The organism is Clostridium sp. HBUAS56010, assembly GCF_007115105.1.
Lineage (GTDB): Bacteria > Bacillota > Clostridia > Lachnospirales > Lachnospiraceae > Lacrimispora.
The window spans coordinates 50,828-63,190 of the sequence record NZ_SULJ01000004.1; the positions used below are offsets into that span (position 1 = coordinate 50,828).

The following is a 12,363-nucleotide window of genomic DNA, read 5'->3' on the forward strand; positions in this document are numbered from 1 at the left end:
AGTTTAACAAATTTTATACAGGTTGTCAACGGACATTTTTTCGCATTTATCCGTCATAGGTGGACAGAAAACGATTCATTCTCCATAAAGAAAAAAAGGGGGGAACGGTTTATTACCATTCCTAACCCTTTTACTCTTACATCTGTGAAATTACCTTCCGGGGTGCTGTCATCTTCATACAGCGAAGCAGCTTGTCATTTGGCTCAAAAATAACTTTTGTCTTTTCAGAACCAGACTGGCTGATCAATGTATAGGTCTGTTTCCCCGGCAACTGAGAAGAAAAATCCAGTACCTTCATATTCTGTGTCTCGTGGTCCCTTGCTTCTGTTGAACCAGTAGGCGCCACGATCTGTATCTCCTCCATGGAAGCCTCCCAGGCTTTCTTCCTTTTACTCTTGCCGTAAATCCGGTCAATCGACAACGAACTGGTCACATAGAGATATTCATATTCCACTTCACTGTTTCGGAATACCAGATATGTAACTCCTCCGGCAGCAAAAAGTATGATTACTCCGAAAATCCCGAAAGCCGGAGAAATTGCCAGGAAGAATGCCATTACGCACAAGATTCCCATCACAATTTTTAATACCATGGTATAGGCTGGTGCTTTTCGCTTCACAAGCCATTCTGCATACATTTCATTCATAATGATACTGGATCCTTTCTTCCCTGAAAGCTTACCAGGGCATAAAGGCATCCCTCTTAAGTGTGTCTTCTCTTTTTCCCATGTAATCATGGCATAAAGGGATGCCTTCCATGCACGTTCCCTGTAACGGTAGGTTTTACATCATATCCATTCCGCCTGGTGCAGGCATTGCAGGTGTCTTTTCTTTTATATTAGCAACAACAGACTCTGTTGTCAATAAGGTAGATGCCACACTGGTTGCATTCTGAAGTGCACTTCTGGTAACCTTTGTAGGATCTAAGATTCCTGCTTCCACCATATCTACATATTGTTCTTTATAAGCGTCAAAGCCTGTACCGACCTTAGACTCTTTTACTTTATTAATGATAACGCTTCCTTCCAGTCCTGCATTGGCTGCAATGTGGTATAAAGGAGATTCCAGAGCTTTTAAGATGATTTTTCCGCCAGTCTTCTCATCTCCTTCCAGACCAGCTACCACATCTTCAATCTGGGTAATTGTGTGGATATAAGCAGAACCGCCTCCTGCAATAACGCCTTCTTCTACGGCTGCTCTTGCTGCGGATAACGCATCTTCCATACGGAGTTTTGCTTCTTTCATCTCAGTCTCAGTTGCAGCACCTACACGGATTACTGCCACACCGCCGGATAACTTGGCAAGTCTCTCCTGTAATTTCTCACGGTCAAAATCAGAAGTAGTCTCTTCGATCTGGCTCTTAATCTGACCAATTCTTGCATTGATCGCTTCCTTATCGCCACAGCCATCAACAATAACCGTATTCTCTTTCTGAACCTTAACAGATTTTGCACGACCAAGTAAATCAAGGGTTGCATTCTTAAGTTCATAGCCAAGTTCTTCGGAGATAACAGTTCCGCCTGTTAATACGGCAATATCCTGTAACATCTCTTTTCTTCTGTCACCATAGCCAGGTGCTTTTACACCAACAACATTGAAAGTTCCTCTTAATTTGTTAACAATAAGAGTAGTTAAAGCTTCTCCTTCAATATCTTCTGCAAGAATCAGAAGTCTTGCGCCGGACTGTACAACCTGCTCTAATAATGGAAGGATCTCCTGAATGTTGGTAATCTTTTTATCGGTAATAAGAATATATGGATCATCAAGATTCGCTTCCATCTTCTCCATGTCGGTGCACATATAAGCGGAAACATAACCTCTGTCAAACTGCATACCTTCTACCAGATCCAGTTCTGTCTTCATGGTCTTGGATTCTTCAATGGTAATAACACCATTGTTGGAAACCTTCTCCATAGCGTCTGCTACCATCTCGCCAACTTCATCGTCTGCTGCAGAGATTGCCGCAACTCTTGCAATAGAAGCTTTTCCCTTGATCGGTTCACTCATCTTTGCAATGGCTTCTACCGCCGCATCTGTTGCTTTTTTCATACCTTTTCTCAGCACGATTGGATTCGCACCTGCTGCCAGGTTCTTCATTCCTTCATTGATCATAGCCTGAGCAAGAACGGTTGCGGTTGTGGTTCCATCACCAGCTACATCATTGGTCTTTGTAGCAACTTCTTTTACTAACTGTGCTCCCATATTTTCGAAAGCATCTTCCAGTTCAATTTCTTTTGCAATTGTCACACCATCGTTGGTAATAAGAGGTGCTCCAAATGATTTATCAAGTACAACATTTCTTCCTTTCGGCCCTAACGTTACACGAACAGTATCTGCTAACTGATTCACACCTGATTCAAGTGCTTTTCTTGCATCTACACCATATTTAATCTGCTTTGCCATGATTCATTCCTCCAGTTTTCTTCAAAAATTATAGAAAATCCAAAATGCTATCTTATTTATTCGATCACTGCTAAAATATCGTTCTGCTTAACGATTACATACTTTTCATCGTCTTCGCCTGTCTCAATTTCGGTTCCGGAATACTTGGAGAAGATTACCTTGTCGCCTACTTTAACCTGCATGGTAACTTCCTTGCCGTCTACCAATCCGCCAGGCCCTACTGCGATGACTTCCGCCTGCTGTGGCTTTTCTTTTGCCTGACCCGGCAGAACAATACCGGACTTTGTTGTCTCCTCTGCAACCAATGGTTTTAACACAACTTTGTCAAATAATGGTACTAATTTCATTGCAATTCCTCCTCATAGCTTTCTGCTTATTTCTTTCTTTTGGCCTTCCGAAAGAAGTTTTATTTTATTCACATAATAAGTTATATCACTCATTATTAGCACTGTCAATAGTTGAGTGCTAACTTTATGATTTTTTTACATTTTTTACATAAAAAAGAAGGACATATACTTATTTAGTTTATAGAAATTTTCTTATTATATACCTTTCTTTTTTGTAACAGAAGTATTACAATGAGGAAGAGAATGAAAGGAGTGTTTTTTTATGGCAAAAAAGGGTAATGGTTTTGGGAAGTTCGTGGCACTGGCCACAATCGCCGGTGCTGTCGCTGCAGGCATCTCATATTTTACAAAATACAAATCTTTCCACAAGGAACTGGAAGAGAATTTCCATGATTTTGAAGACGATGGGAATGACGATATTTCTAAAATTGACAGCACCATGAACCGCAGCTATGTCTCCTTAAACGCTAATAAGGACGAACTGAAAACGGCTGCTTCTGACATGGCTGATGCTGCAAAAGACGCTGCTGTTGCTGCTAAAAATCTGGTAAAGGATGCCGCCAGTATCGTGGGTGATACTGCAAAGGAAGCAGCAAATGCTGTGGCATACACGGCAAAAGATATGCTTGATTCCGCATCAGAAAAAGAAGACACCAAAGAAGAAACAGAGGATATTACAGAAGACGGGGGTCTTGATTATACTGCTTCCCAGGGCGGACAACCCATGGAAAACGACGATAGAGAACCGGAAGATGCAGCAGACTCTATAACAGAAACACCTTCCGACGATACGACTACCATTGAGGAAGATGATATCTTATAGCAATTCATGCTCTACAGGGCAAAGAAGCTGTTCCTACTAGGTTTCAGGCACTTTCATGTAGGTAACAGCTTCTTTTTTATTACACTCAGGGCTCAATATAGTACTGGAAACCTGCGTCTGTAATCATTTTAATGGTATCATCAATTCCTTGTCCATCCGCAGTCAGATAACCGGAAGCAAAGATAGAATCAACCGCATAAAACATGAACTTTTCTTTTCCTTTTAGATATACCTCTCTCCCTGCCGCACATCTGATATCGGAATCCGGATTTAATAACCGGGCAAGGCATAATACTTTCAGACAATATTCCCCAGACAAATAAGAAGTATCCATATCCTCTAACCCGGTTCCTTCTATTGGAATCAAGAAATTAATTGGAACCGCTTTGGGACCGATTGCCTGAATCTCAAAAAGCATATCAACAATATCACGCTTCTCTTCTCCAAGCCCTGCAATTCCGCCACAGCATAGTTCAAATCCCATGTTTTTCAGCATCTTTATATTGGCTATCCGTTGATCATAGGTGTGGGTCGTACAGATATTGGGGTAATATCTTCTGCTGGTATTCAGATTGTGATTGATCCGGTCCACTCCAGCTTCTTTAAGAACTTCCGCCTGGGAAGGCGTTAAAAAGCCAATGGAACAGCAGATGGGGGACTGGGTTTCTTTCTTTAATTTTCTTATCTCATCTGCAAATTCATGAATTTCCCCGTCAGAGAAACTGATTCCGCTTAATCCAATGCAATGGCGGGCAAGATTCTTCTCCTTTACCATATATCCGTCTTTTAAGAGCTTTTCATAGGTTACAAGCCTGTATTTATCAATATGGGCTTTGGATTCATGAGACTGGGCGCAGTAGGCACAATCCTGGGTACAATTACCGCTGCGGGCATTGGTGAGAAGCTGAATGGATACAACATTCCCTTTATGCTTCTTCCTTATAGAATACGCTGTTTCTAAAAGCTCTGGAAGTTCTTCATCAGGTAAATTAAGAATTGATAATGCCTCTTCTTTTGAAAGTTCTTTTTCATTATATGTCATGTCGTTCCTATCTCCCTCTCTGTTATTGGTTTCTAAGCAGTGATCAGCGGCTGTTCAAGGACAAAACCGGATTTAACTTTTTGATAAAGAAAATGCTAAAACATGTTTTAAGACAATCTCCCGGCAAAAAAGGAACCACACAGACCAAAAGCGCTGCGGTAAAGCCAGTATGAGTAATATAGGAATACCACAATGTGCCGAATAAGTATGTGACGACCCAACCCGAATATATGGCGGCTGCCAGAACCCCTACAGTCCTTTTACCAGATTTCTCTATTATGAATCCAGTTATAAATGCAGATCCAATATAGGCAAGGATGTACCCGCCAGTTGGACCAATAACTCTCATCAGACCTCCGTTAAACCCGGAAAAGACAGGAAGCCCCACAGCCCCAAGCAAAACAAAAACAAGCTGGCTTAACGCCCCATATCTTGCTCCTAATAAGCCTGCAGCAGTAAACGTAGATAAGTGTGCAAGGTTAATGGGAACCGGACCAATTGGAATGGATATCTGTGATAAAACTGCATTTAACGCTGCAAATAGTGCACATAATGTTAGCTCTTTTGCTGGTATTTTCATATGTAATTTCCCCCTATAACGAATTTAGCAGCATTATTTTTAAACTGCCATACTTTTGGTTCTATCCGATTATACAAAGAGAATTTTATATTGTCAACCTTTTATATATAAATGGTTGACAATTTGTTTTTGATCTGCCGAAGCAATTTTATTGAAATTTTAAAGTTAATCTTATTTGACTAAGCAGAATAAGCCCAGGCAATTACCTGGGCTCATCTAAAACGTATTAATCCTTGTATGAAACAAAAGCTCTACCGCAAAATTTACATAATATTGCAATTGGAACGTCTGCATACTCCCCATATGACTCAAACCAGGGGGGAACATGACATATTTATGGAGTAAGGTCTTTATTTCTCATAAAGAAATTCTTCCGGCAATGTCACTTTAAAATCACGCGCCAGATCACGGAAGTTGCCGGCTGTGATGGTCTGAAGTTTATCTGGACGGATAGACAGAACCTTCACAAGAATCTCCGCAGATTTTTCAATGGTGTGCATGAGACCAAAGGTGAGATCAAAATCTTCTCCGGAAGCAAAAAGACCATGGTGTGCCCAGACAGCGGCATCATATTTCTTCATCAGTTCACTGGTTGCAACCGCAATCTCCCGTCCGCCTGGAACCATCCAGCCTACCACACCAATTCCGTCCGGGAATACAACTGGACATTCTGTCGCCATTTCCCATAACTCTCTGGTAAATACTTTATCCTCCAGAGGAAGGACAAAAGTAAGGGCAATCACATTGGCCGGATGAGCGTGATAAATAACTCTGTGTCTGCCATCTGTTGCAGCTTTCTTTACTTCATGGTTCATCAGATGAGAGGGAAGTTCACTGGTTGGACGTCCTCCCTTACAAAGTCCCCATAAGTTTCTGTAGTTTTCACCGCTTTCATCTACTTCTATGATGCAGGCATTGGCTTCTGGATCCAGAATCACATTGCGGAAATACTTTCCGCTTCCGGTAACCATAAAAAACTCTCCTGCAAGACCTTTTACGGTTGTACCAATGGGCTGCCAGGAACCATGAAAGGAAAGTTCCTCCTTTATAGATTCCACCTCTTCGGGTTTAATCCGGTAACTTAAATTACCGCCGTTTCTCTCATGCCAGTTCTGTCTGAATCCATCGTCACATAAACGAATAAAGCCTTTTACAAATTCTGCATCTAAAATTTTCATGTCTATTTTCTCCTTATTTCCGGTTTAACAGTACTTCTTTTTCATAGTTTTGAATCTCTTTAAACCAGTCTTCTTTTGCTGGTACTCCATTCAATTCGCAGAAATAATTCCACACATCTCCAATGGGATACAGTTTTAATTCTTCCTGAAGCATCATCAGTTCCGTAAAGTTACGGGAATTCTGCAACTGGGAAAGCTCTTTACCAGGAAGAAGCAACGCATTTAACAGAGCTTTCTGCATATTCCGCATGCCCACAACCCATGCACTCAAACGGTTGATGCTCGCATCAAAAAAGTCAAGACCTAACAGAACACGATCCGCGCCTCCTCTGATAATTTCTTTGGCAATCTCCTTTGTCTCATCATCAAATAATACTACATGATCACTATCCCAGCGAACCGGTCTGGTTACATGAAGTGCTACTTTATCAAAGAATAAAAGCATAGAGGAAATCTTGTCAGATACTACCTCTGTGGGATGATAATGTCCGCTGTCTAACAGGCAGAGAATGTCATTCTTGGACGCATAGTTCATATAGAACTCATGAGAACCTACCGTACAGCTTTCCATTCCAATACCAAATACTTTTGATTCCACTGCCACCAGCACTTTTGTTTTATCATAATCTATAGAAAGAATCTGATCAAGGGAATCCTTTAAGCGGGCTCTTGGAGAAGTCCGGTCAGCAGGAATATCCTTAAATCCGTCGGGAATCCAGATATTCATGGTACAGGGAGTGCCCTGTTGATCTGCAAGGTATTCGGAAATACGAATGGATGCTTTTACATGGTCAATCCAGAACTTGCGGATGGTCTCATCTTCACTTGACAATGTGGCATTTTCCGCTTTCTCATGGGAAAATAAAGTAGGATTAAAGTCAATGCCAATTCCTCTTTTCTTTGCAAACTCTGCCCATTTTGCAAAATGCTTCGGCTCTAACTGGTCTCTGTCCACCCATTCTCCTTCTTCAAAAATAGCATAGCTTGCATGAAGGTTAATCCGGTGTTTTCCTGGAATCAGACTTAACGCTTTATCAATATCTGCCATCAGTTCTTCCGGATTCCTTGCTCTGCCAGGATAATTGCCGGTAGCCTGAATTCCGCCGGATAGAGCACCTGCCCCGTCAAATCCAATTACATCATCTCCCTGCCAGCAGTGCATGGAGATGGGAATCTGTTTCAATGCTTCTAAAGCTGCATCTGTATCTACGCCAATGGCTTTATATGTTTCTTTTGCTGACTCATATCTTTCTTTTACTGTCATGGTTTTCTCTTCTCCTTTTATTTTCATTAATCCAGATGAAATACTGGTTTAAGCCCATCTGACACCGGACTATTATCTGGATTTGTTTTCATAATATCCGCCATAAAATCCCACCATTTGCGGTTAATGGGTGTATCCGAGGATTTTGCCCACAGCGTTTCATCCTCTACCTCAATATATCCATATAACACGTTGGTCTTTTCATCCAGAAAAATAGAATAATTATGACCGCCATACTCATGGATCATCTCTTTCATCTCAGGCCAGAGCATATTGTGTCTTTTTTCATATTCCTCTGCCATTCCTTCATTTAAGTACATTTTGAATGATTTTCTTACCATAGAATTCCCTCCTTTTACAATAGCGGTTCCGGTTTATATTCTTTTACAGAAAAGGACTGGAACACAACTTCCCTTGCCTGTTTTAATCCTTCAAATTCATGACATGCCAGCATTTGTGCCAGAAGATTGCCAATGGCTGTAGCTTCTCCTGGACCGGCATATACGGTTCTTTTCGTGCAGGTTGCTGTCAGTTGATTTAAATATCCTGCATTAGACCCTCCTCCAACAACATGAATGGCTGGATAAGTCTTACCAGTAATAGACTCCAGTTCCTTAATGGTATCTCCGTAACATGCTGCCAGGCTGTTATAGATTACAGCAGCAATCTCTCCCGGAGTCTCTGGGATCTGCATGTTTGATTTCTCACAGGAATCTTTGACTGCTTTTATCATGCTCTGGGGTGCCAGAAACACATCGTCATTGCAATTTACAAGAGATGGAATCTTCTCCTTTGCTGCCAGATCACAAAGCTCTGCAAAGGAATAGTTCTCCCCTTTTTCGGAGAATTCTTTCCTGACAGACTGAATCATCCACAGCCCCATAATGTTTTTCAAATACCGGTAGCGATACTCATATCCACCTTCATTGGTAAAGTTCGCTTCCATGCTTTTCAAAGAACAGTTTGCCTCTTTTAATTCCGTTCCCATAAGGGACCAGGTTCCGGAACTGATATAAAGAATATCTTCCATAGAATTTTCTTTTTTAGGAACAACAGGAACTGCCATTACCGCAGAACCAGTGTCATGGGTGGCAGGAAGAATTACCTCACAGTCAAACCCCACTGTTCTTTGTATATCTTCGGTCAGATTCCCCACTCTGGTGCCCGGCATGGAGAGAGGTCCGAATAACTGTTCCGCAAACCCCAGCCTTTTAATAAGATCATAATCCCAGTCAGCGGTTGCAGGATTGACCAGTTGGGTTGTGGTCGCATTGGTATATTCCTGTTTTTTCACCCCAGTAAGCTGATAATGAAAATAATCTGGAATCATAAGAAGTGTCTCTGCCCTTTTAAGGTCCTGGGGATTTTTCTCCTTTACTGCCATAAGCTGATAGATCGTATTAAAAATCTGCTTTTGAATTCCTGTTCGTTCATATAAATCAGACAGGGAAATGGTCTTATATAAAATCTCGTCCATACCTTTTGTTCTATCATCCCGATATCCCACTGCATCTCCAATTATCCGGTCTTCTTTATCAAGTAAAACAAAATCTACAGCCCAGGTGTCAATTCCCATACTTACAGGTATCTTCCCTGTGTTTTTGCAGACCTTCATACCTTCTATAATCTCTGAAAATAAGGACTCCAGATCCCAGCAAAGCTGCCCCTCAATCTGTTTCATTCCATTTTCAAAACGGTAAATTTCTTCCAGAAAAATCTTACCGTTCTTTTTTGTTCCAAGAATATGCCGTCCGCTGGATGCCCCTATATCAACTGCAAGATAGTATTTCTCCATGGATTCCCCTCCCTTATGTTTCTACTCCTATCATAGTTGATTGTCACAGAAAAGATAAGGACGCTGTTTATATAAAATAGCGTCCTTATTTGCACCTTCTATATTAAGTTCATATTTGCAATGTTTTTTGAAAAACCTTTATGTTATTTCGCCGTTTGTCCCATTTTGCTCCACTAATTCAGTTTAACTAATCATTGGTAATGACATTGCTTTTGCGGCTTACTCCTCAAGTACATGCACATTTTTTTAATTAGAAAAATATTAATACTTGACATTTACCCTAGAATAACCTTTATAGTAATATTATAAAATTTAGTGTATTGAGAATACACTTATTTAAAAGGAGGATGTATATGTATGCAATCAGTATATAATAATATGTATAAAATAAATGAAGTTGCAGAAGAATTTAATGTTAATCCAAACGTTTTACGATTCTACGAAAAAAAGAAATTATTAAACCCAAGTCGTAACGATAATGGCTATAGAATGTATACCATTGAAGATATACTACAGTTCCAAATAATTTTATTATACCGAAAAATGGGGTTTTCAATTGATAATATCTCAAAAATACTTACTGATGAGGGTAAACCTATTGAGATGTTTTTTAAGCAATATAATCAGCTAAATCATCATATACACACTATGAAATTGATAGGTGATTCATTAGAGAAATGTATTGATTTAATGTTTGACGATGATAGCTATCTAAACAGTTTAATATCTGCCATGAAAAAAACAGCTGGTTACATAACTCAGTTGGATAGTTGGGAAGATAAATGGGGTTTTGATACTATTGCAGTGGATTATGATAATTTTATAAGAAGACCTCACCCTGGTTTAGATTTTTATAAAAATTATGATAAAGTTATACGAATTACTGAAGAAAAGGTAAATGAAAGAACAGGCAATGTAGTTGAAATTGGTGTAGGTACTGGTAATTTAGCTAGTAGATTAATGAATACCCAAAATATAATAGGTATAGACCAATCCGTAAATATGTTAATGGTTGCTAAAGGTAAATTTCCTAAATTAAAACTCCGAATTGGGACTTTCATGGAATTGCCATTACAGGAAAATTCTATGGACACTATTGTAAGCTGCTACGCTTTTCATCACTGCAATAATGATGATAGAAAGATAGCATTGAAAGAAATGGATAGAGTTCTAAAACCGTGCGGGAGAATTATAGTAACAGACCTGATGTTTTATGATGAAGAGGCAAGAAAAAATTTCGAGAAACACTGTTCAAAAGCTGAATATAGAGATTTACAAGATGAATATTTCACAACTGCAATAAATATAAAAGCTGATGCGAAAAGACTAGGATTTTCATGCATTATGGAGCAAATTGATGAACTTATTTGGATTTTAACTTTTGAAAAACAGTGATAAATTGTTGATAGATATTAACAATGGCACAATACTACTCCCGATACCGGGAGTAGTGTAATGAATTTTGTGTCTCTATATATAAAATGGCTTACTTCGGTAATGTAATTAGTTAAATAACTCATTTCAGAAGCGAGCCCTTTTATTTGGCTATTGCTAATGCATCATGCTCCACAGTGGACAAATCACCTACAAACAGGTCGGTCCTATATGGGCTACTTTTAACACGGTTGGTCGTTCATATTTAAATATTGATGGCTATTGCTCTTCTACATCTAAGCCGTTTATTAGACTGCCATATCCCAATGGTGATGGTTCATTAACTATCGTAAACACAATAAATATTTCAAGTGGTGATTTTACAATTTCATTTCCGGTAAATAATTATCAAATGAACGCTGCTTCTATGCCTGTTTCGGTAAAATATCCTTTGCTTCCAGTACTGCAATCAAAGTTTCTACCTGATCATTAATCTTTCCAAACTCTTTTTTATTCGAATATTCCATACTGGTTACACGGAATGTAAGGTCGTCCAGTTTTCGTGCAGTAATTTCCTGCTTAATCTCCAGAATCTCCATTCGATCAGACAGATTTTTGACATCTGCCTTGAGTCCGCTTACCTCAGTCTTGAGACTCTGGACATCGCCCTTAAGCTCTCCTACTTCTCCTTTGAGACTTTGGAATTCGCCCTTAAGTCCTCCTACTTCCCCTTTAAGACTTTGGAATTCGCCCTTAAGACCTCCTACCTCTCCTTTGAGACTTTGGACATCGCCCTTAAGCTCTCCTACTTCCCCTTTAAGACTTTGGAGTTCGCCCTTAAGCCCTCCTACTTCCCCTTTGAGACTCTGGATATCCTCTTTCAACGGATTAATTTTGTCGTCCATTATCGACGAGATTGCCTGCAAATCCTCTTTGGTCAATGCCATATCATCAACTCCCTTTTCTCGCACACTGCTATATGTGGATTATATCATGGTCAAAGTATAAAGTCTATGGAATTATCAAGGTTCTAAGATCTTCCATATAACCCAAAACTGCCTGGAATCATCTTCTTTCCTCTTCCAATTATGATATCATAAATATAGCAATAATGCAAACATATGTTCGATATTTTTGCAAAAAACAGACCGGCTTCCCATAAGGTTCCGGTCTATGTTCTTATTCCGCCTGTGCCTCTGTCTTTGATGAAACAAGCAGTTCCTTCAAATCCATAATAGACATCTCATGCTCGTCCAAAATTGTTGATACTTCCTTGAATTGCTCTAACTTTATTTTATCCTGAATGTCTTTTTCTCTTTCTCCTAATGTAATCAGACAATCCTTATACTGTTTGATGGATTCCTGCACCTCTTTTAATTCTTCTTCCAGTTTTTGAAGCGGTGTCTTTCTTACTCCTCTTGGCATATTGGTTCTCTCCTTTTCAAGAATTTATTATCAACCATATATTAAAAAGTATATGCGCAAGAGTTTTTATTTATTACTTTCAAATCTTGTCTGAAACATTTTTTCTTTCAAACATTTTTCGAATATTATAAGT

Annotated in this window: 13 protein-coding genes; 2 read left to right on the forward strand and 11 right to left on the reverse strand. The window is 39.6% G+C overall.

Annotated elements, in window-relative coordinates; genetic code table 11:
- Positions 1-136 precede the first annotated feature (136 nt).
- The 3 genes from FAY33_RS08355 to FAY33_RS08365 all read right to left on the reverse strand — a co-directional run bounded on the left by FAY33_RS08355 (position 137) and on the right by FAY33_RS08365 (position 2,749).
- A complete protein-coding gene (locus FAY33_RS08355) occupies positions 137-646 on the reverse strand; it encodes a DUF6106 family protein (RefSeq protein ID WP_143320670.1) in 510 nt (169 codons plus the stop codon).
- A 136-nt stretch (positions 647-782) separates the two neighbouring features.
- The gene (gene groL / locus FAY33_RS08360; protein WP_143320672.1) at positions 783-2,402 is read right to left on the reverse strand and encodes a chaperonin GroEL; all 1,620 of its coding nucleotides are present in this window, start codon (positions 2,400-2,402) and stop codon (positions 783-785) included.
- 56 nt (positions 2,403-2,458) lie between these two features.
- Positions 2,459-2,749 (reverse strand): co-chaperone GroES, encoded by a 291-nt coding sequence (locus FAY33_RS08365; RefSeq protein WP_124067675.1) that lies wholly within the window; start codon positions 2,747-2,749, stop codon positions 2,459-2,461.
- Positions 2,750-3,011: 262 nt separating this feature from the next.
- Between FAY33_RS08365 and FAY33_RS08370 the strand changes: the two genes are divergently transcribed.
- Complete coding sequence (locus tag FAY33_RS08370) at positions 3,012-3,572, forward strand: hypothetical protein (RefSeq protein ID WP_143320674.1); 561 nt, start codon at positions 3,012-3,014, stop codon at positions 3,570-3,572.
- Positions 3,573-3,657: 85 nt separating this feature from the next.
- On the opposite strand, the gene bioB is transcribed toward FAY33_RS08370, so the two are convergent.
- From bioB to rhaB, 6 genes are all read right to left on the reverse strand, one after another.
- On the reverse strand, positions 3,658-4,614 hold the full coding sequence (gene bioB, locus FAY33_RS08375; RefSeq protein WP_143320676.1) for a biotin synthase BioB: 957 nt from the start codon (positions 4,612-4,614) through the stop codon (positions 3,658-3,660).
- Between the two features lie 43 nt (positions 4,615-4,657).
- On the reverse strand, positions 4,658-5,194 hold the full coding sequence (locus tag FAY33_RS08380; RefSeq protein WP_207706011.1) for a biotin transporter BioY: 537 nt from the start codon (positions 5,192-5,194) through the stop codon (positions 4,658-4,660).
- 350 nt (positions 5,195-5,544) lie between these two features.
- On the reverse strand, positions 5,545-6,372 hold the full coding sequence (gene rhaD, locus FAY33_RS08385; RefSeq protein ID WP_143320678.1) for a rhamnulose-1-phosphate aldolase: 828 nt from the start codon (positions 6,370-6,372) through the stop codon (positions 5,545-5,547).
- A 13-nt stretch (positions 6,373-6,385) separates the two neighbouring features.
- Complete coding sequence (locus tag FAY33_RS08390; protein WP_143320680.1) at positions 6,386-7,636, reverse strand: L-rhamnose isomerase; 1,251 nt, start codon at positions 7,634-7,636, stop codon at positions 6,386-6,388.
- A 26-nt stretch (positions 7,637-7,662) separates the two neighbouring features.
- Complete coding sequence (gene rhaM / locus FAY33_RS08395) at positions 7,663-7,977, reverse strand: L-rhamnose mutarotase (protein ID WP_143320682.1); 315 nt, start codon at positions 7,975-7,977, stop codon at positions 7,663-7,665.
- A gap of 14 nt (positions 7,978-7,991) precedes the next feature.
- Complete coding sequence (rhaB, locus tag FAY33_RS08400) at positions 7,992-9,431, reverse strand: rhamnulokinase (RefSeq protein WP_143320684.1); 1,440 nt, start codon at positions 9,429-9,431, stop codon at positions 7,992-7,994.
- Positions 9,432-9,788: 357 nt separating this feature from the next.
- Here rhaB and FAY33_RS08405 point away from each other — a divergent pair, with 357 nt between their 5' ends.
- Entirely contained in the window at positions 9,789-10,826 is a 1,038-nt protein-coding gene (locus FAY33_RS08405) for a MerR family transcriptional regulator (RefSeq protein WP_243126657.1), read from the forward strand.
- A 404-nt stretch (positions 10,827-11,230) separates the two neighbouring features.
- Here the strand turns inward: FAY33_RS08405 and FAY33_RS08410 are convergent, their stop codons facing one another.
- Together FAY33_RS08410 and FAY33_RS08415 are read right to left on the reverse strand one after the other, a co-directional pair.
- Positions 11,231-11,752 carry a hypothetical protein gene (locus FAY33_RS08410; RefSeq protein WP_143320686.1) on the reverse strand — a complete coding sequence of 174 codons (522 nt, stop codon included), beginning with the start codon at positions 11,750-11,752 and terminating at the stop codon, positions 11,231-11,233.
- 232 nt (positions 11,753-11,984) lie between these two features.
- The gene (locus tag FAY33_RS08415) at positions 11,985-12,230 is read right to left on the reverse strand and encodes a hypothetical protein (RefSeq protein WP_143320688.1); all 246 of its coding nucleotides are present in this window, start codon (positions 12,228-12,230) and stop codon (positions 11,985-11,987) included.
- Positions 12,231-12,363: the final 133 nt, after the last annotated feature.

Bases quoted from the DNA above. Each gene is read 5' to 3' on its own strand.
- FAY33_RS08355 (WP_143320670.1), bottom strand. From the start codon at position 646: ATGAATGAAATGTATGCAGAATGGCTTGTGAAGCGAAAAGCACCAGCC.
- groL (WP_143320672.1), bottom strand. From the start codon at position 2,402: ATGGCAAAGCAGATTAAATATGGTGTAGATGCAAGAAAAGCACTTGAA.
- FAY33_RS08365 (WP_124067675.1), bottom strand. From the start codon at position 2,749: ATGAAATTAGTACCATTATTTGACAAAGTTGTGTTAAAACCATTGGTT.
- FAY33_RS08370 (WP_143320674.1), top strand. From the start codon at position 3,012: ATGGCAAAAAAGGGTAATGGTTTTGGGAAGTTCGTGGCACTGGCCACA.
- bioB (WP_143320676.1), bottom strand. From the start codon at position 4,614: ATGACATATAATGAAAAAGAACTTTCAAAAGAAGAGGCATTATCAATT.
- FAY33_RS08380 (WP_207706011.1), bottom strand. From the start codon at position 5,194: ATGAAAATACCAGCAAAAGAGCTAACATTATGTGCACTATTTGCAGCG.
- rhaD (WP_143320678.1), bottom strand. From the start codon at position 6,372: ATGAAAATTTTAGATGCAGAATTTGTAAAAGGCTTTATTCGTTTATGT.
- FAY33_RS08390 (WP_143320680.1), bottom strand. From the start codon at position 7,636: ATGACAGTAAAAGAAAGATATGAGTCAGCAAAAGAAACATATAAAGCC.
- rhaM (WP_143320682.1), bottom strand. From the start codon at position 7,977: ATGGTAAGAAAATCATTCAAAATGTACTTAAATGAAGGAATGGCAGAG.
- rhaB (WP_143320684.1), bottom strand. From the start codon at position 9,431: ATGGAGAAATACTATCTTGCAGTTGATATAGGGGCATCCAGCGGACGG.
- FAY33_RS08405 (WP_243126657.1), top strand. From the start codon at position 9,789: ATGCAATCAGTATATAATAATATGTATAAAATAAATGAAGTTGCAGAA.
- FAY33_RS08410 (WP_143320686.1), bottom strand. From the start codon at position 11,752: ATGGCATTGACCAAAGAGGATTTGCAGGCAATCTCGTCGATAATGGAC.
- FAY33_RS08415 (WP_143320688.1), bottom strand. From the start codon at position 12,230: ATGCCAAGAGGAGTAAGAAAGACACCGCTTCAAAAACTGGAAGAAGAA.